This window comes from Algoriphagus sp. AK58 (genome assembly GCF_014324365.1).
Classification (GTDB): Bacteria; Bacteroidota; Bacteroidia; order Cytophagales; family Cyclobacteriaceae; genus Algoriphagus.
Map to the genome: position 1 here is coordinate 79,734 of NZ_QEIG01000002.1, position 21,101 is coordinate 100,834.

At 42.6% G+C, this 21,101-nt stretch carries 17 protein-coding genes; 8 read left to right on the forward strand and 9 right to left on the reverse strand.

Going from position 1 to position 21,101, the window contains the following annotated elements; genetic code table 11:
• Positions 1 to 60 precede the first annotated feature (60 nt).
• The 3 genes from DDT91_RS01425 to DDT91_RS01435 all read left to right on the forward strand — a co-directional run bounded on the left by DDT91_RS01425 (position 61) and on the right by DDT91_RS01435 (position 2,952).
• Positions 61 to 1,164 carry a PD40 domain-containing protein gene (locus DDT91_RS01425; protein WP_187174339.1) on the forward strand — a complete coding sequence of 368 codons (1,104 nt, stop codon included), beginning with the start codon at positions 61 to 63 and terminating at the stop codon, positions 1,162 to 1,164.
• Between the two features lie 16 nt (positions 1,165 to 1,180).
• Positions 1,181 to 2,278 carry a porin gene (locus DDT91_RS01430; protein ID WP_187174340.1) on the forward strand — a complete coding sequence of 366 codons (1,098 nt, stop codon included), beginning with the start codon at positions 1,181 to 1,183 and terminating at the stop codon, positions 2,276 to 2,278.
• Between the two features lie 152 nt (positions 2,279 to 2,430).
• On the forward strand, positions 2,431 to 2,952 hold the full coding sequence (locus tag DDT91_RS01435) for a hypothetical protein (protein WP_187174341.1): 522 nt from the start codon (positions 2,431 to 2,433) through the stop codon (positions 2,950 to 2,952).
• Positions 2,953 to 2,971: 19 nt separating this feature from the next.
• Here the strand turns inward: DDT91_RS01435 and DDT91_RS01440 are convergent, their stop codons facing one another.
• The 5 genes from DDT91_RS01440 to lysA form a co-directional block, all read right to left on the reverse strand.
• Complete coding sequence (locus tag DDT91_RS01440) at positions 2,972 to 4,501, reverse strand: cryptochrome/photolyase family protein (RefSeq protein ID WP_187174342.1); 1,530 nt, start codon at positions 4,499 to 4,501, stop codon at positions 2,972 to 2,974.
• Between the two features lie 54 nt (positions 4,502 to 4,555).
• Entirely contained in the window at positions 4,556 to 5,758 is a 1,203-nt protein-coding gene (locus tag DDT91_RS01445; protein ID WP_370539280.1) for a type IX secretion system membrane protein PorP/SprF, read from the reverse strand.
• 921 nt (positions 5,759 to 6,679) lie between these two features.
• On the reverse strand, positions 6,680 to 8,767 hold the full coding sequence (locus DDT91_RS01450; RefSeq protein ID WP_187174343.1) for a gliding motility-associated C-terminal domain-containing protein: 2,088 nt from the start codon (positions 8,765 to 8,767) through the stop codon (positions 6,680 to 6,682).
• 368 nt (positions 8,768 to 9,135) lie between these two features.
• Positions 9,136 to 10,179, reverse strand: a complete 1,044-nt coding sequence (locus tag DDT91_RS01455) for a type IX secretion system membrane protein PorP/SprF (RefSeq protein ID WP_187174344.1) — start codon at positions 10,177 to 10,179, stop codon at positions 9,136 to 9,138.
• A gap of 217 nt (positions 10,180 to 10,396) precedes the next feature.
• On the reverse strand, positions 10,397 to 11,620 hold the full coding sequence (gene lysA, locus DDT91_RS01460) for a diaminopimelate decarboxylase (RefSeq protein WP_187174345.1): 1,224 nt from the start codon (positions 11,618 to 11,620) through the stop codon (positions 10,397 to 10,399).
• Positions 11,621 to 11,839: 219 nt separating this feature from the next.
• Here lysA and DDT91_RS01465 point away from each other — a divergent pair, with 219 nt between their 5' ends.
• Both DDT91_RS01465 and DDT91_RS01470 read left to right on the forward strand, forming a co-directional pair.
• Positions 11,840 to 13,555, forward strand: coding sequence for a cell wall metabolism sensor histidine kinase WalK (locus DDT91_RS01465; protein WP_187174346.1), 1,716 nt, complete (start codon positions 11,840 to 11,842; stop codon positions 13,553 to 13,555).
• The gene (locus DDT91_RS01470; protein WP_187174347.1) at positions 13,552 to 14,247 is read left to right on the forward strand and encodes a response regulator transcription factor; all 696 of its coding nucleotides are present in this window, start codon (positions 13,552 to 13,554) and stop codon (positions 14,245 to 14,247) included. Before DDT91_RS01465 ends, DDT91_RS01470 begins: the two co-directional genes overlap by 4 nt.
• A 109-nt stretch (positions 14,248 to 14,356) precedes the next feature.
• Here the strand turns inward: DDT91_RS01470 and DDT91_RS01475 are convergent, their stop codons facing one another.
• The 3 genes from DDT91_RS01475 to DDT91_RS01485 all read right to left on the reverse strand — a co-directional run bounded on the left by DDT91_RS01475 (position 14,357) and on the right by DDT91_RS01485 (position 19,409).
• Positions 14,357 to 15,424, reverse strand: coding sequence for a Fic family protein (locus tag DDT91_RS01475; RefSeq protein ID WP_187174348.1), 1,068 nt, complete (start codon positions 15,422 to 15,424; stop codon positions 14,357 to 14,359).
• A gap of 226 nt (positions 15,425 to 15,650) precedes the next feature.
• Positions 15,651 to 16,763 carry an amidohydrolase family protein gene (locus DDT91_RS01480; protein WP_187174349.1) on the reverse strand — a complete coding sequence of 371 codons (1,113 nt, stop codon included), beginning with the start codon at positions 16,761 to 16,763 and terminating at the stop codon, positions 15,651 to 15,653.
• Positions 16,764 to 16,856: 93 nt separating this feature from the next.
• A complete protein-coding gene (locus DDT91_RS01485) occupies positions 16,857 to 19,409 on the reverse strand; it encodes a M14 metallopeptidase family protein (protein WP_187174350.1) in 2,553 nt (850 codons plus the stop codon).
• A gap of 92 nt (positions 19,410 to 19,501) precedes the next feature.
• On the opposite strand from DDT91_RS01485, the gene DDT91_RS01490 reads away from it, so the two are divergent.
• Genes DDT91_RS01490 through DDT91_RS01500 form a run of 3 tightly spaced genes read left to right on the forward strand, consistent with a single transcriptional unit; the run spans position 19,502 to position 20,147 of the window.
• Positions 19,502 to 19,750: a PLDc N-terminal domain-containing protein gene (locus tag DDT91_RS01490; protein WP_187174351.1), complete on the forward strand. Its 249-nt coding sequence runs from the start codon at positions 19,502 to 19,504 to the stop codon at positions 19,748 to 19,750.
• 2 nt (positions 19,751 to 19,752) lie between these two features.
• A complete protein-coding gene (locus DDT91_RS01495) occupies positions 19,753 to 19,980 on the forward strand; it encodes a PLD nuclease N-terminal domain-containing protein (protein WP_255501989.1) in 228 nt (75 codons plus the stop codon).
• The gene (locus DDT91_RS01500; RefSeq protein ID WP_187174352.1) at positions 19,980 to 20,147 is read left to right on the forward strand and encodes a PLDc N-terminal domain-containing protein; all 168 of its coding nucleotides are present in this window, start codon (positions 19,980 to 19,982) and stop codon (positions 20,145 to 20,147) included. The genes DDT91_RS01495 and DDT91_RS01500 overlap by 1 nt, the downstream gene beginning before the upstream one ends.
• On the opposite strand, the gene DDT91_RS01505 is transcribed toward DDT91_RS01500, so the two are convergent.
• Complete coding sequence (locus DDT91_RS01505; RefSeq protein ID WP_187174353.1) at positions 20,144 to 21,040, reverse strand: TIGR01777 family oxidoreductase; 897 nt, start codon at positions 21,038 to 21,040, stop codon at positions 20,144 to 20,146. The two genes, DDT91_RS01500 and DDT91_RS01505, sit on opposite strands and share 4 nt — an antisense overlap.
• Positions 21,041 to 21,101 lie beyond the last annotated feature (61 nt).

Sequence of the window (21,101 nt, forward strand, 5' to 3'; positions counted from 1 at the left end):
TAGTCCAAAGATAATAATTGGTATCTTCGGCCTGCAATTCTTTTATTATCAAGGTCAAAAATGAAGAAACTCCTTTACTCCCTTGCTCTGCTTGCAGCAGCTTGTGCTCCCAAAACAGAAACTGTAGTCGAATCTGAGGCTCGATCTGCAACAGATTCTCTTTTGCTTCATCCAGAGGAAATGAAATACCTCAAAAATATCAAGCAGCTCACTTTTGGAGGGAACAATGCGGAAGCCTATTGGTCATTCAACGACTCGTTGCTTGTCTTTCAATCGGATTTTGCGGGTTGGGGAAATGAGTGTGATCAGATGTTTTTCCTTAATTGGAGAGAAGATGACTTGAAAAACAATCAACCTAAACGACTCAGTACTGGCCTGGGAAGGACGACCTGCTCGTATTTTCTGCCAGGAGATCAAACCATCGTCTATGCTTCTACCCATTTGGTAGATCCGGCTTGTCCTCCTGTGCCTGAGCGAAGAGCGGACGGCAAGTACGTATGGCCCATCTACGACAGCTTTGATATTTTCACCGCCGACCTAAATGGAAACATACTTTCCCAGTTGACCAAGGAACCTGGCTACGATGCTGAAGCTACAGTTTCTCCGAAAGGTGATCGTATCGTTTTCACTTCCATGAGAACAGGTGATTTGGAGCTCTTCACCATGAATATTGATGGTACGGATGTGAAGCAGATTACCTCAGATTTGGGTTATGATGGAGGAGCGTTTTTCTCTCCTGATGGATCCAAGTTGGTATGGAGGGCTTCCAGGCCTCAAACTCAGGAGGAAATCAAGGAATACCAAGACTTGCTAAAAGAAGGATTGGTAAAACCTACCGAAATGGAACTCTACGTAGCCAATGCCGACGGTACAGACATTCGAAAAATTACCAGCCTAGGCAAGGCAAATTGGGCACCTTTTTTCCATCCTTCAGGTAATAAGCTAATCTTCGCCTCCAATCACCAAACTGAGCGAGGTTTTCCTTTCAACCTGTTTATGATCAATCTTGATGGCACCGGCCTGACCCGAATCACTCATGACGGGACTTTTGATGCCTTCCCTGTATTCTCCAATGACGGTAAATATTTGGTTTTTGCTTCCAATCGAAACAACGGCGGCACCAGGGATACCAACCTCTTTGTAGCCGAGTGGATTGGGGATTGAGGAAAAAGCTTGAAAAATGAGAAAAAACAGCTCCAATTGGAAAAGATTCTTCTTGACAATTGGGGCTGTTTTATTTTTTTTCGAGACAACCATCGCCCAAGGGGAAAAGAAATCTCCAATTACGTGGTCGGCCCTTATAGACTTGTATTATGGATATGATTTCAACCAACCCAAGGCTGAAAGTCGCTTACCTTTCCTCTATAACCATACCCGTCATCATTCTCCTTCCGTAAACCTGGCCTTAATATCCGGATCTTTTGAGAAAGAAAGGTTCCGTGCCAATCTTGCTTTGCAGCAAGGCACCTATGTACAAGACAATTATGCAAACGAGCCTAAGGCACTTCGTTGGATTCATCAGGCCAACCTAGGATTTGCACTGGATGCAGAGCAAAAATTATGGTTGGATGCAGGAGTGATGCCTTCTCACATCGGTTTTGAAACAGCTGTCTCTAAAGACAACCTCACACTTTCCCGGTCCATCATTGCTGAAAACAGCCCATATTTTGAAACCGGGGTGAAACTGGGTTGGCAGAAAAGCGAGTCCTGGTATTTCGCTCTTCTTTATCTCAATGGTTGGCAACGAATTCAATCCATTCCTGGGAAAAACAACCCTTCTTTTGGTACCCAAGCCACTTATAAACCGAGTTCATCTGTCACCTTGAATTGGAGTACTTTTTTGGGAACGGATCAACCTTTTGAAGCTGGAACTACCTTGTATTTCAGTAATATGTATGGAGATTTTTCCTTTGGAAAAAAATGGAAAATCATCGCAGGTATTGATGTGGGAAAACGAACGACTCTGGATTTTTTCGATCAAAATTGGTGGGGAGCAGCTGTGATTGCGGAATATCGCTTTGGGGAAAACCTGTCTGGTGCTTTCCGATGGGAATACTATGATGATCCTTTTCAGGCTATTTCCAATTCCAACACAAATTTGGGGGTGGAAGTAGGAGGAATTTCCCTCAATTTGGATCAGAAAATAGGAAAATGGAGCTTATTGAGAATAGAGGGGAGATGGTTGGATTCTCCGGTTCCTTTTGAACAGGGCATTTCTCCTGCCAAGTCAGAAAACTTCTTCTTTTTGGCTTCTTGGGCTATTTTTTGGAATGAATAGCCATTTTTTTAATGGAGAGTGTCTGGCAGGATTGGATATCAATTCAACAGGAAATAGCAAGTTGCTAGGTCTGATTTTTCGAATAAAAGCAACAGTAGGGATGGATTTAATCCATTTTTATTTATCTTGAACTAAACCCTAAATTTATTCTAATGATCATAACCATTTTTCTGTGGTTTCTGCTCTCCCAGATTCCTTCCAACCAGGAACAAGAACTTGCACAACAGGTGATCATCCATTATTTAGAATCCCTGCCTCCTCACAATCAGGATGGGAAGTTCTTCGTCTCCGAGCTTTTGGACTCTGTTTTTGTCAAAAGGTATGAACGAGTATTAAATCCACAGAATGATTTTGTGTATAAGGGGCTGAATGAAAAACAGAGAAGTATGGTCCAAGACCTATTGCAGATCAAAGAACCGTTACCCTTCGAATTAACTGAATTGATAGCTCAAAAGAAATTCAAGATCCGACCATTGAATGAAATAGACCGGAATGATTGGGAATCTTCCTCTATCAAAGTATCCAGAGCAAGAGTATCTCCTGATGGTAACGAAGCTTGTCTTATTTTGGAGTATGTATGTGGCCCCAAATGTGGTCAAGGGGTATTGATTTTTGCTCAAAAGGAGAATCATTCTTGGACCATCAGTGCTCGAAGAAGGTTGTGGATTGCTTAGCATGAGCGTTTTGAGCGGTCTATAAGTTTTCTAAGGAATTCAAATAGTATTCTGCTTGGTCTAAGACCTCCTGCTGATTGCTCATCTTATCCCAAGTGCGGTACATCATCCCTATGCGGGGATTTTTCTCCAGCTTTTCCCGGTTTCGCGCATAGAAATGCCAATACAGACTGTTGAAAGGGCAAGACCCATGTCCGGTTTTTTTGGCCGAATCGTAGGCGCAGTGATCGCAATAATTGCCTTGTTTTTTGATGTAATTGGCTGAGGAAACGTAGGGTTTGGTTCCGACAATACCTCCATCTGCAAACTGACTCATGCCGCGTGTATTAGTGATCTCCACCCACTCGATCGCATCGATATAGATCCCTAGGTACCACAGATCCACCTCATCCGGATGGATGCCAGCCAGGAGGGCAAAATTTCCTGTGACCATCAAGCGCTGAATGTGATGGGCATAGGCCAAATCCAAAGACTGTCCAATCGACTCTTTCAGGCAGTTCATTTTGGTCTTTCCTGTCCAAAACCAATCGGGCAGCTTTCTGTCGTGCCCGAAGAAATTCATATCTGCAAACTCAGGCATTTTGGCCCAATAAATACCGCGCATGTATTCTCTCCAGCCGATGATCTGCCTGATAAACCCTTCTACTTGTGCGATTGAAATCTGATTTTGGTGAGCGTACCAGTATTTTTCAACTTTCTGCACTACTTCCAGCGGAGAGATCATTTTCGTATTGAGAGAAAAACTCAATCGGGAATGGAAAAGGTAAGGATCCCAAGTCGTGAGGGCATCTTGATATGCACCGAAGTTAGCAAGCAGGTGTTCGCAGAAATGGTCCAAAATCTCCAAACTCTCTTCTCTTGAGACAGGCCAGGAGAATAGCTCTGGATCGATTTTCCCTATTGTCTTTACTCCCGCCTTTTCGATCATCTCGGTCATCTCGTTGACTTGTCTGAGATGGAGCAAAGGCTTTTTCAGCAGCTTCTTATCCTTGAGTGCTTGCCTGTTGTCGTGGTCATAGTTCCACTGACCGGTGAGCGGTTCTTTGCCATCCATCAGGATATCGTACGTTCTGCGCATCTCGCGGTAGAAGGTCTCCATCAGGTAGGTTTTCTTTCTCTTGAAAAAGTCCTTCAGAAATTCACGGGAAGTCAGGAAGTGCTCAGAGTCCACTTTGGATGAGGAAATCGGCAGGCTTGCGCAGATCTCTTTGAGTAGTTGATCCAATCGGTATTCATCCGGAAGCTGGTATTCAAAGTGATCGAATCCTTGATTTTGAATAAGGTATTCGATTTGTTCTTTGAGGGTTTGTCGGTTTTGGGGGGTGTCAAGAGTGAAGTAAAGGATTTGATGGCCTTTTGCCTGAAGGGATTTGGCAAAATCCCGCATAGCTAAAAAGAAGCCGACTACTTTTTGGATGTGATGAGAGACGTAGTCAGTTTCCTGACGCATCTCCATCATCAGGTAGGTGACGGAATTGTCTATTTTTGAAAACCAGGAATGTTGTTGATTCAGCTGGTCTCCGAGGACCAAACGAAGAGTTTTGGGCATAAAAAAAGGACTTTATTCTCCTAAAGCCCTTTTTTGAATGGTTTGTTTTCAATCTTAATATTTGAAGCAAGGCATGGAGGTTTTTCTACCTGCCCCGTTTGCAGAGCCACCAAGGAAGCTATATCTCAAGCTGATCTCGTTAGCTCCGCCGGTGTTGGCATTTCCTAAGGAAGAAATGGTGAAGTCGTGACTGTAACCTACACTCAACCCTGATCCGAGAGAGATACCTACTAAGGCAATCACTGATTCGTGATTGGATTGGGTGATTTCAGAAACCGGAATTCCTCGGTACCACACACCCAATACCAAGGGCTGCAGATTGACCTGAGCACCAAGATCCAATTGTTGGAAAGGTTCTTGATTTTTATAGTTGAATGCCAAAGTCAATTCTCGGTTTCCGGTGGTTTTGTTCATAAAGTTTCTCACAGATCCTCCTGAAAGATCTATTTTGTAACCACCATGAGCAGAAAATTTCATTGGAAGCTCACTGTACTGTCCATCCAAGAAGGAAATGTTTGGCTGGGTAATGTGGTGAGCGGATAGACCGAACCAAACCTGGTCATTATTGAAAAGCATGCCTAAGCTATAGTCTACAAATTGATGTCTGAAATCAGCTCCCAGATTTTCTCCTGAAAAGTCTCCTATTGCGCCAGTTTGATCATCGATTTGGCTACCAAAGACCAAGTTTCCAAAATAGGCGTCCCGATCCATATAGCTTACTTGACCGCCCACTCTTAGAAAAGATCGGAATCCCAATCTTGCACGATAAGAATAAGTGGCACCAATCTCAGAAACACTAAGATTGGCCATGCTTTGCTCGGATCGGTTGAAGATGATTCCAATTCCACTATTTACACTGAATATATAATGGTCTAGGTGCGCGGAATAAGAAACGAAGGATTGATCGAGGCCAGGCCATTGATTACGGAAGTTGACCCCCATACTTGTCCCTTCAGAAGCTCCAGTCAAGGCGGGGTTCAGGTAAAGTGGGTTGGCGTAAAACTGAGAGTATTGCACGTCTTGGGCCATTGCCCCTAGGCTGAATACCATTGCGAATAACAAGATTAGCGCTTTCATTATTCTGGTGGTTTTATGTGTAAAGTCCAGGCTTGAATTGAAGGCCTGATGAAAAGAGAAATATTTGAAATCCTTGATCATCAAGGAAGAGGCTTTGTGATGAAGACAGGTAACTGAAACCAGCCCTTCGTTTTCTTGAAGAGTTTGAAGCTTGTCGATATTGAAAGTCCTGGTTTTCATTTTAGTGTTTGCTTTGTTTGTTTTTTATCTCTAGTTTTTTGCCTCTTGTTATTATTATTATGTTATATAAATTTTAGAGTATTTTTTTTTGTAAGTCACATACAATTAACTGATTTTTCTAATGTTTAATTGTATATTGATAATATATGCTGATAAATTTAAATAAGCACATTTATTTTAAATTGTTTGAGGACATTTTATATACATAGCGAGGCTGTTTATATTATTTTGTTACTATCTACAAAAAATAAAATAAGTGATTCTTTTTTTTTGATATGAAATTCATCCCTGTTAATTAAACTTTTTTAATTTTTCATTCAAAAGTTCTAATTTCCAGTTATTTCCTCATTTAATTCGAGGACTTTGTCCTGTTCTGTTTTGAAGAAGATAGGGTTCAGTTAGTTTTTTTGAGTGAAACAACCTCAAGGGGATAGGGCAAACTAAGTGTTTTTAAGTTTTGAGAGATTGGCTTAATTTGAAAAATAGATAAGGGTCTAAAAAAGAACTTGATAATTCGCCCTCATATAAATCCTAAATCAACCTTCCAGCAAGTTCTTTCTGGGCGTGGCAGGGGGTTAAAAATTTTGGTTTTTACAAAGGAAGATCATTATCTAAGCCAATAACCTAACCAAATCAAAAAGCTTCTTAAAATTCTTTGTTTGATATAATATAAAAAAACACAAGTCTTAATTCTAGAATAAACAATGACTTGTTGTTTACAATTTAATACAATTTTTTGCTTACGTGATTAGTAAATAGTATCAAAGGATTGATGTGGTCTAATTCTAGTGTAAATAAGTTTTGGAAAAAATAGGTAGATACAATTTAAGAAATTTTCTAATCGAAGGCACTAACTACTTTTGACCACCTTACCTTAAATTGAAAAAACTCTCAAATTTAATGACTCTTTTTAATGGAAGATTACCGAATTAAGGTGACTCCTCCAGTCTGGGTTTTTTGGACATTTTCCCAAGTGACATAAGTGACTTTGTAAATGAAATTTCCAGCTGGCAGAATTTGTCCTTTGTAGGTTCCATCCCATCCAGTGGATTCGATTCCTGAGGAAATATGAATTTTTTCACCCCAAGAGTTAAAAATTTCAAGATTGATTTCATTAATACCTTTCATTTTTGGTTTGAATACATCATTCAACCCATCTCCATTTGGTGAAAATGCATTAGGGATTACCATCATTTCTTCAGGGGTGTTTACCAATACTGAATTTATCTCGAAGGTACTACAGCCATACATGTCGTATCCTGTTAGTTTTACTTCAAACTTTCCAGGTTTGTCAAAAATATGGACAGGATCTTTTTCAGTTGATTTGTTTCCGTCTCCAAAATCCCATTCCCAAGCAATTATTTCTGGTGAAATTTCGCTTTCAAAAATGATTTCCTCGTTCACCAATACTTCTGGATCGTTGCTGATGGTCAATTTTCTGTATTGGAAATCTAATCTTGAGTTTAGGGTATTTTGGTTAGGATAGTCAACTTTTTCTTCGGCAATGATGGAACAGCCTAATGCATCCGTTACTGTTGCTCTCAAAACACCTGCTGATTCAAAGCTAATCTCTCTGGCATTAGTTGAATTAGTATTCCAGTTAACATTATAAGGTGCCTTCCCTCCTTGAATGGAAACCCATGCTTTTCCGATCAATTTTCCATTTTTACAATCCATTTCAAAAGCTGTTTCTATTCGGGCTTGTAGCTTAGAAAATTCCTGTATTTGAATTGGTGTTGTTATTTTGCAACCGGATTCATCTGTAACTTCAATTGTGTAAGTGCCCGCTTTTAAGTCATTTCTTAACAGGTTAGGTGCGCTTCCATCAGACCATTTGACGACAGGTTTTCCTTTCGCTCCTTTTATTTCTACAGACACGAAACCATCGGCTCCTCCTGAACAGGAGACTGGTCGGACTTCAAGAACTTTAACATTCAGTGTAGATTGGTTTACAAGGCTAAATTGCTTTTCTAAGGAGCAGCCGTTTGCATCAATGACTTTTACACTGTAGGTGCCCGCAGCCAAGTTGCTTAGCGATTTGCCCGTATTTCCAGTGTTCCATAGATAAGAATACGGAGGCTTTCCTCCAGTTGGGTTTACTTCAAGGAAACCATTTGAGCTACCTTGGCAAGATGGCTCTACGATTTTTTCTTCAAGCTCAAGAGATGATGGAGCAAGGATAGAAAAGGTTTTTTGCAGAAAACATCCTTTATTATCCTGAATTTGGACTTGATAAATTCCGGGGGAAAGGCCGATTAGGTCTTTTGTGGTTGCTCCGGAGCTCCATTTGAATGTGTATGGGGCCTCTCCTCCAGCCACATTTAGAGTTATTTTTCCACCGGTTGGGTTTTGGCATGAAGGATTTTCAATATTTTCAGTGACAGTAAATCCTTGTTGATTTCCGGATTTAATATCAAATGAAATACTTACGGAGCAATTGTATTTGTCTTCTACAAGTACAGTGTAGGTTCCGGGTGCAAGATTGTTGGCTTCCCAAACATCCTTTAATCCATTACTCCAGGTGACTTTGTAGGGAGGACTGTCTTTTTCGTAGTCATTTCTTCCCATTTTCACGCTGATTTTTGCATAGCCATTATTTCCAGAACCACAGCTAGCATCTCTCTTCTCAACGGGGTTTAAAATCAGAGGAAATGGAGGTTGGATGACGATTCTCTCTATGTGTCTAATTCCATTTGAATCGGTAATCTCAACGGTATAGGTCCCGGCGTTAAGATTATTTCGGTTTTGTGTGGTTTCGTTAGTATTCCATTTAAAGGTATAAGGAGCCTTGCCACCACTTACTGTCAAAATAATATTTCCTTTTTCACTGTGAGAACAAAGTGCCAACTTTCCAGAAACCTGAACATTAAATGGAGGAACTGTAGTCGATCTTTCAATTTGGGCCGTAGTAAGGTTATTTCCATGAAAAACCTGCGCAGAAGTATTTGTTCCTGAATGTAATACCAGGAGTAAAATTAAAAAGCTTACTATTTGGATCGCCGCTTTCATGGCCGGGGATTTCTAAATCTTCTTGAATTTTGGATCTATTTTTTTGCTGTATATCAGCCTTTTTCAGCACTTCATTTTCAGAATATTATTTCTTATTTTTGAAATTATCAGAAATAAATTTCTAAAACCCTTTATTTTTATGAAAATTGATCCTAAAAATTCTTTTTTCCAAGCGGTTGAATCCCTATGTAAATGAATTGCAATTCTAGTAAAAGTCTAATTTTTCCCGAAAATGTATCATAATTAAAAAAACTGTTTTGGTCCTGCTTTTTTCAGGATATGAAATGAAAAAAGCCTGATTTTCAGGCTTTGAAAAAAAAATTAAAATTTTTTCTTTTTGTTAACGTTAATGGGCTTCTTCTTGAAAATCAGTACCTAAAACAAGGGATTAGCCGCGATCTTTGATTTCTGGATTTGGGGTCTCCCCATAGGAAATTGTACCTGATAGAAATCTCATGGGCTCCCCCACTGTTTCGTTGGCTTAGTTTGGACACAGTGAAATCATAGGAATAGCCAATATCGAGACCGGATTCCAAGGAAACGCCAAGGAGCGCAATAATTGCCTCATTGTTAGGCAGACTATTCTTCGTAGGCATTCCTCTATACCAAAGTCCCAATACCAAAGGATGTAGATAAACTTGTGCCCCCAAGTCTAACTGGTTAAATGGATCCTGTTCTTTGTAATTGAACGCAAAAGAAAGGGAGCGCTCTTGGTAAGAGTGAGTGAAATAATCCCTTCCTCCAGGGGCTAGATTTATTTTATATCCGCCCTGCAAAGATACCTTCATGGGTAGCACGCTGGTCTGATCTTCGACAAAGGAAACATTGGGCTCGGTCAAATGATGGGCTGAACCACCCAGCCAAAACTTGTCATTATAAAACATACCTCCCACAGCGTAATCCACAAAGGAATGCCTACTGTCAAGAGGAATACCGTTTAATTCATCCGTGATGCTCCCTATGGTTCCATTGACGATATCAATCATAGAACCAAAGACCAAATCTGAAAAGAAAGCGTCACGTTGCATATAGCTTGCCTGTGCTCCAATTCGGAAGAAAAATTTATCGGAGAGCTTAAGGCGGTAGGAATAGCTGAGACCGATTTCGTTGGTCGAAAGGTTGGCCATGGATTCCTGGTTTCCATTGAATATCAACCCTATTCCACTGTTGTAATCAAAAATATAATGATCAATGTAAGCGGAATAAGAGTTGAAACTATGGTCAAGACCCGGCCATTGGTTTCGGTAATTCATTCCGATTCTGGTGAGTTCACTGGCACCGGTAAGCGCCGGGTTCAGATAGAGTGGTGCTGCATAAAACTGGGAATACTGCACGTCTTGGGCATGCAAGGAAGAAAGTCCCCAAAGCCACAAAGTAAGCACTAGTATAGTCCCGTAAAATTTCCTCAGCATAATCTAACCAACCGACGGTACAAAGGTACTAATCAGACCTTTATACCTGTCTTGACTTTTACTAAATAATGGATGAATACTACCAGGGCTTGTGATTGGGGCGAGCAATCCACAGTTTTATGCTGTTGATTGGATAGTCCTTTGAAACCCAAAAACAACATAACGTTGACCAGAACTCAATAATTATACCAAAGGCACCCTTTTGAGGTGCCTTCTATCAAAATTCACAGATTTCCTGGTGTCGAATCAGGTCTTCAAACTCTTCTCTTCTTCGTATTAGGATCGGTTTCCCTTCCCAAATCAGAACCTCTGCCGGACGAAGTCTGGAGTTGTAATTGGAAGCCATGCTGAATCCATAGGCCCCTGCATTCTTAATGACCAAAAGATCGCCCTGCTTCACCTCTGTCAGTTCACGATGCGCAGCAATAGTATCTGTTTCACAGATATAGCCCACTACATTGTATTTGGCCTTTTTCCCCTCAGGATTGCTCAGATTATAGACGCTGTGATAGGCATCATACATCATAGGCCGAATGAGATGATTGAGGCCTGAATCTACTCCAACAAAAGTCACGGTCGGGGTTTCTTTTACCACATTGGCTTTTACAAGCAAATAGCCCGCTTCGCTTACCAGAAATTTCCCCGGCTCAAGCCAAAGTTCCAGCTGTCGTCCATACGTTTTACAGAATTCCTGAAAAGCCGAACTTACTGCTCTACCTACTTCCATGACGTCTGTAGCTACGTCATGTGGCTTGTAAGCCACTTTAAATCCTCCGCCAAAATCTAAAAATTTAAGGTTAGGAAACTTCATTGCAGCTTCAAATAGCACATTTCCGCCTTTAAGGAAAACTTCTGCATCCAGAATATCCGAACCTGTGTGGATGTGTAGGCCTACAATATTCAACTGGTATTTTTCTACCACATCCAAAATCTGAGGGAGCTGCTCAATAGATATCCCAAATTTACTTTCCTTGTGGCCGACGGAAATTTTGATGTTTCCACCAGCCATGATATGTGGGTTAATCCGGATGCAAGCACCCAAGGAACCGCCATAGGCTCTTCCAAACTGCTCCATCAGCGGAAGGCTATCCAAATTGATCATGATGCCCAATTCCACGGCTTCCTGTATCTCTTCAAATCCCACTCCGCTAGGAGTATACATGATTTCCTCGGAAGAAAATCCGGCAAGCATTCCCAATTTTGCTTCCTCGATCGATACAGCGTCAATGCCCGCTCCTGCCTTTCGAATCAGCTTTAAAATATTGATGTTGGAAAGTGCCTTGGTAGCGTATTTGATTTTGAGGGGAACAGTAGAAAAAGCCTCCTGCAGTGTTTTCACCTGTGAGACAATTTTTTCACCATCATAGATGTAAAGGGGTGTTCCAAATTGATCAGCTAACCTGGAAATTTCGACGCCTTGAATGTGCGAAGGATTGGGCACGGGATGGAAGGTTTAAGATTTGAGCGGCAAAATTACCCAAACAATAAAAAAGGAAGACTATTGCCTTCCCTTTTTTTGAAATAATGTAATTAAGAAACATACAAATTCAGATTGCGAGAATACGACCCATATTCTAATTATGAAAGGAATGATTTTCCTTTCCCGTTAAAACTTGTTAAGTCTACTCACAGCCCCTACTAAGAAAGCTAACTTTGTGATATGTCTAAAGGCAAAATCACCCTGATTGTTGTGTTAATGTCCCTTGCCAGTTTTGGGTTGATGGGCTTCCAATATTATTGGGTAAGAAATGCCATCCGGATTAATCAGGAGCGATTTGACCAAAATGTCTTGCAAGCCCTTTCCAGGACTGTCAATGAACTGGAAAAAGGAGAGACTTCGGATGTCCTACTTAGCCAGCTGATTAAGGACCCAGTGCTCAAAGAGACTATTTTCAAAAAAATCGATCCGATTGAACTTCAGATTAATACCAGCCCCACTTACAGTCGGCCTTCTATGGTCGATACGATGCTGATGGCACCCGTGCCGCAAGTCAGCAGTACGTTTCGAAGAATGCTCTTATCCAGAGGGTTGGATATCTCTATTTTCGAAGAATTGGAGAACTTTTTCGCTTACATGACTCCGGAGATCGCTTCGACCATGTTTACTCCGGATGAAATGCAGATCCTTCTTCAGGAAAAAGAAAGGCAACTGGAATACCTAAGTAAAATACCCGCATTCTCAACAGACAGGCCACAAAGGTACAACGGCCTAGTCCCCCAAATGAGAGCTGAAATCAATCTTTCTGAAGATGCCTTGGACAAAATCAAAAAGACCAACATCAAAATAGAATTGATGAACCAAGCATGGGCAGAACTTGCAGAAGGTCAAAAGGAAATATTGAATAGGCTGGACACTTCGCAGGTAAGACGATTGTTGAAAAATCAATTGATGGAGAAGGGAATTACAGAGGATTTTGAGTTAGGCATTCAAAACGATCAAGGTCAAATTGTAGGATTAGGTCCGATCTCTGATCCTTCCGTTCTAAAGAATCAAGGAGTTCAAGCTAAACTCTTCCCTAATGACATTCTAGGAAAGGATAATTTTCTCTTTGTCTACTTTCCTGAAAAAAGCAATCATGTGTTCCGTCAGGTATGGTTGCCGATTTCGAGTTCCATTATTTTCATTTTGGTTATCATCTTTTGTTTTGTGTATGCCATTCGGGTGATTATCCGTCAAAAGGCATTGTCAGACATCAAGAATGATTTTATCAACAACATGACCCATGAATTTAAGACGCCTCTTGCCACAGTTAGCCTTGCCGTGGAGGCGCTTCAGGATCCGGAACTTAGCAATCATGATAAGTTCCGAACCAGGTATTTGGGAATCATTAAGGACGAAAACAAGCGATTGGTCTCTCAGGTGGAAAAGGTGCTTCAGGCAGCCGCATTGGATAAAAATGACTTTAAGCTTAAAATAGAATCCATCAACTTGACCGACTTGCTGGAGTCGACTGTAGAACATATCGGATTACAGGTTGAGAATAGGGGCGGAACTATTGAGTTTCAAAATCACCTGAAAAACCCTGAGATAGAGGGGGATGCTTTCCATTTGACCCATATTTTCAATAATCTCTTAGACAATGCCAATAAATACTCCAAAGAGAGTCCAAAAATAAAGGTAATTGCCAAGGATGATCAGGATCAGGTGATTGTCACTATTCAGGATCAGGGAATCGGCATGAGCAAGGATGCAGTCAAAAAGATTTTTGATAAATTTTATAGAGTACCCACCGGGAATGTACATGATGTAAAAGGATTTGGACTTGGACTTTCCTATGTCAAGACCATGCTCGAAGCCCATAAAGGTGGGATTTACGTACAATCAGAACCCGGAAAAGGAAGTACATTCACCATTAACCTACCGAAAAAACAATGAGCAAAGCAAAACTTTTGGTCGTAGAAGATGATCCCAACCTTGGTGATATCCTGCAGGAATACCTGCAAATGAAAGGCTATGATACTACCCTCTGCAGGGATGGAGAAGAAGGATGGAACAAATTCAAAAAAGACAAATATGATCTATGCCTTTTGGATATCATGATGCCCAAAAAGGACGGATTTACCTTGGCTAAGGAGATAAAAAAAGTGCAGGAAGGCCTTCCAATCCTCTTCCTCACTGCAAAAAACCAAAAAGACGACATTATCGAAGGTCTTAAAATCGGAGCGGATGACTACCTCACCAAGCCTTTTAGTATGGAGGAATTGCTGCTGAGAATCACAGCTATCCTCCGCCGTACTCAAAAATCAACCGAAATCACTCCGCTCAAAACCTATACGTTCGGAGATTTTGTCCTGCATTACGATGAGCAATACATTGAGGGGCCCGGGGGTAAACATAAGCTTACTTCTAAGGAAAACGAGTTGATTAGACTTCTGGCTTCTGAAATCAACAAACTGGTCAACCGAAGTCATGCACTCAAGCAAATTTGGGGCGATGATAGCTACTTCAATGCCCGCTCGATGGACGTGTACCTAAGCAAAATCCGCAAAATCCTTAAGGACGATCCTAAAGTCCAGATAATTACTGTCCATGGGGAGGGCTTTAAGCTGATTGTGGGGGAAGTCTAAACAAGTTTTTACTTGAAACCAATACATCCTGAAGAGCTTGATCTTCAGGATTTTTTTTGAAATCCTCGGATTAATTCCGGCAGACTTCGCGGATCTGTGGGAAAAGAAGCTATCTACTGCTCAGTAGCGCAAACAACTTCTCATTTACATAATAATTGCCTGTCCCTAGCTTCTCCTTTCGCAGGACACCGTCGGCAGCCAATTGATTCAGGTAGTTGGCAGCGGTGATGCGTGAGACGCCGAGATCGCGAACGAGAAACTCGATTTTGGTGTAGGGATGCGCAAATAGATTGTTGAGCAGTTCTTGTGAGTAAAACTTGTAATTATCGCGAAGCTGATTTTTCATTTCAGCCATCAATACTTTAAGGTCCTCGATGAGCACTATGGTCTCTTTTGCGGTATTTTCCACACCACGGATCATATAGCTGATCCAGCTTTCCCAGGCTCCATTTTCTCTTACTCCCTGCAGCAGTCGGTAATAATCCGGCTTGTTTCGGATGATATGGCTGCTGAGGTAGAGAATGGGAAGTTTTTGCAGGCCAGTCAACACCAGATAAAGAATGTTCAGAATCCTTCCTGTTCGTCCGTTTCCATCGTAGAATGGGTGGATGCTCTCAAACTGAAAGTGAATGATCGCCATTTTCACCAGAGGATCGTAGTCGCTTAGCTCGGGATCGTTGATAAACTGCTCCAGATTGGCCATCAGGCTGAGGATTTCATTTGGATCCTGTGGAGGCATGTAGACGGTTTCTCCGGTTTGGGCATTCTTTAATGCTGTGCCGGGAAGCTTTCTAAAACCCGCATTGTTTCCTTCCAAAGTCTCCTGAATTTTCAAAATTGTCTGATTGGTGAGCAGTCCCTGAGTTTTCACCAGCTCAAATCCTCGCTTCATCGCGGCCACGTAGTTTTGTACTTCTTTGACATCTGGAGAGATGCTAACTTCAAAGTCCAGATTGGCCTTGTACAAATCGTCGTGGGTGGTGATGATGTTTTCGACTGATGAGCTATCCTTTGCTTCCTGGATTCCCAGCGTGTTGAGCAGGATGATCTGATTGGGGATCGATTGGACGATTCCCTTCAATTCTGCCAAAGCTGCATGCGCGGCAGGCAGCTGCTTGAGGATGGATTTGGTTTCCAAGTCCTCGGCATAAGGTAAAGGAATCAGCTTCCAAGTCATACTTTGTAAAGAAAAGTCAATTTTCTTTACAAAGGTAAGTCCTTATGTAAAGAAAACAAGCATTTACTTTACATATATCAAAGCATATGTAAAGATTTTTCGATTTTCTTTACAGAGTAAATCGCCCATGTAAAGCAACTTATCATTTAAAAGAAGAGCCACGGATGCACAGATCATTATTTATCTGCACATCTGTGGCTTTTCAATTGAAAGCAAAAGTCCGTCATTACTCCGGAAACAAAGTCTTATCCAATCCCGGCACAATACGAAGTGCGTTTTTGTAATAGACTTTTTTCAGTACCTCGTCTGGTAGTCCCAAGCCATACATGCTCCAGAAGGCATGGTATTTTTTGTAGTAAGGAAAATACTCGTCCTCCGTTTCCAGTACGCGGAAGTAAGTATAAAACTCCTCTTTGTTATAAGCGTCTTTTCCAAATAGGATTCGGTCCTGATACTTGATAAAAAACTCCTTGGCTCGACGCGGTTGACGGCCAAGCTCGGCGATGATGGCGCCGATTTCATAGTTCACATTCGGGTATTTGTCCAGATGGGCACCTGCGGCATCGAGGTCATTGGCCATCCAACCCATGTGGGCATTGATGAAAGTGGTCTTGGGGTGCTTGGCAAACACACGATGCTGCTCCGCTATGATCTGATCAAATGGCGCGGGGTCGGTATCGGATCGGCGACGATTGGGATGTAGCTTGAGTTCCAGCCAACGCTCATTGTTGGCATCCATGGGCTGCCAAAACTGGGCAGGGTCTGCGGAATGAATCAATACAGGGATGCCGAGCTCACCGGCTTTTGCCCACACCGGATCCAAATCCGGATGATCCACTGGGATCCGGTTTCCATTATTGTCTTTGGAGTTTAGACCTAGACTTTTGTAAATCTTGAGTCCAACAGCACCGGCTTTTACATCTTCCTCCAGTTCTTTAACTGCCAAAGCAGTCCAGTTTGGATCTCCAAAACCGTTGAAGTTCAAATTGGTGAAGACCATAAACCTTCCCGGTGCATGGGTTTTAAATTCACCCATCATATTGCGGATGTATTCCTGCTGGGCATTGCTGTTGCCCTGACCAAATCCACGTCCACTCAGATTGATCATGATGCCCATGTTGAGCTCGTCCATTTCGGAGCGCAGCTGATCGATTTTGGATTTGTTGATTCCTCCCTGATGGCTGTGAATGTCAATAAAAGGGAATTTAGCGCGTGTCACCGGGTTTTGTGGGACCTTCAGAGTGGAGGGCGGATTGTATTCCTCGAAGCCCATTTCTTGTGCGGTGAGTATTCCTGCCGAGAGAAAAAGAGCGGTAATAATGGGTAGTGCTTTCTTCATGGGAGATTAAACTTAAATCAGGTCAGAATGGATTTGAAAATTCCTTGAATGGATAAAAAGAAATCCCGGTGGAAAAGCCGGGATTTCTATGTTTTATCGAGTAGTGCCAGCTTCGATCACCTGACCGAAGAAGATAGAATTCATAAAAAGCTTATTGGTACCAAACCAAAAGGCGCGGAAGTTGGGATTATCCGCAAAGCCGATGATTCGGCCTCTGCCTTGACCGGATACCCGGATCACTGCACTTTCCTTTACCCCAGGTAGATTACTTGGGTGAAGGTAGCCTGAGGCAAGAGGATTGGCAGTATAAACCAAAGGATTGGCATAAGGATTAGTCGAAGGTTCAAGGAAGAAATTGTCGTTACGGAAGGTGTAGATTTCCTTTTCTGTATACCCATAACCAATCGGGTGTGTGGTATCCAAGTTTGCCTTGAAGATCGCTCCAAATGTCTGCTTGGATCCGGTGGCATTTTCAAAGTCTGCATAGCTTTTTTGAAGTCCTTTTTCTTCATTGTCCACCGAGCGGAAGGTGAAGTTTCCGATTTCATTTTGTGCCAACCAGCGTAAAGCCCCGCCTTTGGCCACGAGTGTATTTCCTTGACTTACCCAATTTTTGATGGCAGCAGCACCAGCCTGACCGAGTCTGCTGTAGCTTCCATCCGCCATTAGGATGACATTGTATCTCGCCAGATTGGTGCTTGCGACTGCATCTAGAGGAAGGAGCGTCACCGGCATTTTCATCCGCTGATCGAGCAAATGCCAAATCTCACCCGCTTCCCCGCTGTCCACACCACCATCCACCAATAGCGCGATGTTCGGTGTCTTCAAAGGAGCCATGAATGTTGATCCCAAATTTGCTCCATCGGTATATCCGGTCGAAAGCGCATGAATGTCCACATGCGCTCCTTGGGCGATTTCCTGGAGCTTTGCAAAGAAGGCTTGATTATCCATTCCGCTTTCTCCTTTGTCAATCAAAAGTGTCCCTCTGCCAAAGGTTTTTCCTTCAGCCGTAGAGAATTCAGCATTGGATACTCTCACCAAAAATCCCGCTTTCAGTAATTGATAAGCTGCTTTTGGCGCGTAATAATCTGTCCATTCCATCGCATACTGATAGGCGCCGGGCTGACCGATCACTTTTCCAGGTGCTTGCGCAAAGTTGTTTTTGTCTACCTGACTGACACTGGCGAGGTTCAGAATCTTGGAGTTCAGAGCCATGAAGTCCAAGTGAAAGGCCATGGGATAGGTCCAAGCCGAAATGTCGTAAAACAAGCTGTCTTGGAACGTGGTCCGGGTCTCAAACATCGCCTTGATCAATCGGTACTGTGGTTGGTCTGCCGGGACGATGTAGGAAGTTTCTTTTTTAAACTGTTTGCCGTTGACAGTGATATCTTCTTTCAGGGCAAACACTTTGATGTCGTGCTGTAAAATCAGATCTGCCAAATGGAAACTTCTAGCATCATCGTCTTTTGCTCCAAAAATGTAAGCTTTGTTTACGTCTGCAGTGGTTTCGTTCTTGATCTCTGTGTAAAAATCCTTCATCCACTGATTGAGCTCTACACGCATTTCCTTGGCTGCCTGATAGGAAGATAGGTTGGCGGTAAACTGATTTCTGATCGTGAATGGGAAGCTTAGCATGCCATTGGCGCTTTCCTGTAGGTGGCCTCTCGAGCTGGCCTGCTCAAACAAAATACCGATCGAACCCTGCACATCCGGATAGGTAGAGCCTTTTCCGTAATAGAAATCATCGTAGTTCTCCTGATTGTAGTAGAGTGAACCGATTTGGTCGAGTGCCTTGGCGTGATAAGTACCGATTTTCTCGGTCAGTTCGAAGTTTTTCTTCGGAGTCAAGGGATGAACCCGTGAGGGGACTCCCGGCTGGAAAAAGAACGTGCTGTTGGTTCCCATTTCGTGGAAGTCCAAGTGGATATTGGGAAGCCAGCTTTGGAAGACTTTGACACGGTTTCTGGATTCGGGATGCTGCACAGGAAGCCAGTCACGGTTGAGGTCAAACCAATAATGGTTGGTACGTCCTCTAGGCCAGGCCTCGTTGAGTTCTCGCTGGGCAGGGTCACCGTTCATGACGAAGGCTTTGTGGGAATTCACCCAAGACGCAAATCGGTTGAGTCCGTCAGGATTGATGGCGGGATCGAGGAGTAGGACGATGTTTTCCAAATCAGCAGCGATTTCATTGGCTGCCGCAAAGTGATAGGCAGCGACCAAAGCAGCATTGGCACCACTGGGTTCATTGCCATGGACCGAATAGCCCATAAACATCACCACAGGCATATTCTGGATATTCACTGAGGAGCCTGGTTCACGCAGTTTTGCCCGCTCAGCTTTGATCTGGTCGAGTTTACCCAAGTTAGCCGGAGAAGTGATGGTCAGGAGGGTCTGTGGTCGCTTTTCGTAAGATCTTCCTGTTTCTTCAAATTTTACCCGATCTGATGCCGCAGCGACAGCTTTCATATACATGACCAGCTGATCATGCGTCACGTGCCACTCTCCTACTTCATATCCCAACACCTGCTTGGGTGTGGGAACTGCTGGATTGTAAGTATAGCCTTTGGGCAGGTAATAGCTCAAATCTTGAGCCCAGCCGAATTGGGCAAGTAAACCCAAAAGAAAGACAAAGGAGAATCGTATCATAAGGTGATTGGTAAACTTCCGACTAAATTCTTGTTTAAAACTTTAGAAAAAAGCTATTTTAGATCGGTGGTAAAATTACGAGAAGAAGCGACATGGATATAGTCATAGAAAGCAAGGGATTGATTTATTGGCAACTTTCGGGCCTGATTTATTTGGGCTTTTGGGCATATGCGCTCATTGATTGTGTCAGAAATGAGTTTCGGGGACCTAATCAAAAACTTATCTGGTTGATTCTTATCCTGTTTGCGCCATTCATCGGCACTTTTTTATACCTCAGCATGAGTAGAAGAACTAAAGAAAAGCGAAGATTCCAACCTGATTTCAACTCAAAAATACCGTAATCATGATGTTAAGTTTTATTCAAAATATGGGAGGAGGATTCTTGCTGATCATCCTTTTATTTTCTTTGGCCTATTTTATCCTTTGGGTTTATTGTCTGATAGACGTCATTAAGTCAAATTTTAAAGACCAGAATATGAAGCTGATCTGGGTAGTGATTCTTCTCTTCGCTCACGTATTTGGTCCATTGGCTTATTTGATACTGGGTAAAAACTCTAAGGCGGGTTTGTGATGTGGAAGGCGCTTGGATTTCTGGTTTATGCATTTACCATCTACGATGTGGTCACAAGTCGGTTTTCCAATCAAACTGACAAGCTGATCTGGATTTTGATTGTGTTGCTTTTGCCCTTTTTAGGGACGATACTATGGTTTGTGATTGGCCGGAATAAAAGGCTTTAGGATTTTCTGGAAAAAATATCCCTCAACGCACTTTTCAATTCCGGAAACTCAAACTCAAACCCGGACTTTTGGATTTTTTGGCTGGAAACCCGATTTCCACCCAAGACCATCGCGGCCATTTCACCCAATACCAGTTTCAAGGCCAAACCAGGTACACCGATTCCCAGATAAGGCTTTCCTTTGGCAGAGGCAGCTTCTTTGGTCAGCTGCTGATTGGTGGCTGGATTCGGCCCGACGGCATTGAAAACTCCCTGCAGGGTGGTTTTTTCCAAAGCAAATACGAACATCCTCGCCAAGTCCTCAATGTGAATCCAACTCATCCATTGATCTCCTGAACCCAAGGGTGCCGCGACAGGTGGTTTCAGCATTTCTCCCAAAGCTCCACCCTCGGCGTCCAGCACGATTCCTATCCGAAGCAGCACTGTACGTAGCTGAAGCGATTCCATCTTTTTCACTTCATTTTCCCAAGCCATCACCACTTCTGCCAAAAAATCACTTCCGGGTTTGCTGCTTTCATCCACCAAGGCAGTGCCTGTATTGAATCCATAATACCCCACCGCGGAAGCAGAGATAAAGGTGCTTGGCTTTCTTTCTGATTTTTCGATGGCGGAGAAAAGCAGTTGAGTGCTTTGAGTCCTGGATTCCAAAATGAGTTTTTTCCGCTCAGGTGTCCAGCGCTTTTCCGCAACACCCGCACCGGCCAAATGGATAATGGCATCTGCCCATTCGATGGCTTTGGGATCGATTTCTCCTTTTTCAACATTCCATAGGAACGACTTTTTTCCTTGAGGACTCCGGCTCAGCCAGGCCACTTCATAGCCTTTCTTTTCCAGCAGTTGGGTGATTTGCTGACCTACTAGACCTGAGCCTCCTGTGATAAGAATGTGTTTCATGATTGTTTTTTTATCTAACCCAAATTCTCGCTTTTGGTTGAAGTGTACGTTTTCACGACAT

What these genes read in the sequence shown, in the direction of transcription:
- DDT91_RS01425 (WP_187174339.1), top strand. Translation starts at nt 61, where the DNA reads ATGAAGAAACTCCTTTACTCCCTTGCTCTGCTTGCAGCAGCTTGTGCT.
- DDT91_RS01430 (WP_187174340.1), top strand. Translation starts at nt 1,181, where the DNA reads ATGAGAAAAAACAGCTCCAATTGGAAAAGATTCTTCTTGACAATTGGG.
- DDT91_RS01435 (WP_187174341.1), top strand. Translation starts at nt 2,431, where the DNA reads ATGATCATAACCATTTTTCTGTGGTTTCTGCTCTCCCAGATTCCTTCC.
- DDT91_RS01440 (WP_187174342.1), bottom strand. Translation starts at nt 4,501, where the DNA reads ATGCCCAAAACTCTTCGTTTGGTCCTCGGAGACCAGCTGAATCAACAA.
- DDT91_RS01445 (WP_370539280.1), bottom strand. Translation starts at nt 5,758, where the DNA reads ATGAAAACCAGGACTTTCAATATCGACAAGCTTCAAACTCTTCAAGAA.
- DDT91_RS01450 (WP_187174343.1), bottom strand. Translation starts at nt 8,767, where the DNA reads ATGAAAGCGGCGATCCAAATAGTAAGCTTTTTAATTTTACTCCTGGTA.
- DDT91_RS01455 (WP_187174344.1), bottom strand. Translation starts at nt 10,179, where the DNA reads ATGCTGAGGAAATTTTACGGGACTATACTAGTGCTTACTTTGTGGCTT.
- DDT91_RS01465 (WP_187174346.1), top strand. Translation starts at nt 11,840, where the DNA reads ATGTCTAAAGGCAAAATCACCCTGATTGTTGTGTTAATGTCCCTTGCC.
- DDT91_RS01470 (WP_187174347.1), top strand. Translation starts at nt 13,552, where the DNA reads ATGAGCAAAGCAAAACTTTTGGTCGTAGAAGATGATCCCAACCTTGGT.
- DDT91_RS01475 (WP_187174348.1), bottom strand. Translation starts at nt 15,424, where the DNA reads ATGACTTGGAAGCTGATTCCTTTACCTTATGCCGAGGACTTGGAAACC.
- DDT91_RS01480 (WP_187174349.1), bottom strand. Translation starts at nt 16,763, where the DNA reads ATGAAGAAAGCACTACCCATTATTACCGCTCTTTTTCTCTCGGCAGGA.
- DDT91_RS01485 (WP_187174350.1), bottom strand. Translation starts at nt 19,409, where the DNA reads ATGATACGATTCTCCTTTGTCTTTCTTTTGGGTTTACTTGCCCAATTC.
- DDT91_RS01490 (WP_187174351.1), top strand. Translation starts at nt 19,502, where the DNA reads ATGGATATAGTCATAGAAAGCAAGGGATTGATTTATTGGCAACTTTCG.
- DDT91_RS01495 (WP_255501989.1), top strand. Translation starts at nt 19,753, where the DNA reads ATGATGTTAAGTTTTATTCAAAATATGGGAGGAGGATTCTTGCTGATC.
- DDT91_RS01500 (WP_187174352.1), top strand. Translation starts at nt 19,980, where the DNA reads ATGTGGAAGGCGCTTGGATTTCTGGTTTATGCATTTACCATCTACGAT.
- DDT91_RS01505 (WP_187174353.1), bottom strand. Translation starts at nt 21,040, where the DNA reads ATGAAACACATTCTTATCACAGGAGGCTCAGGTCTAGTAGGTCAGCAA.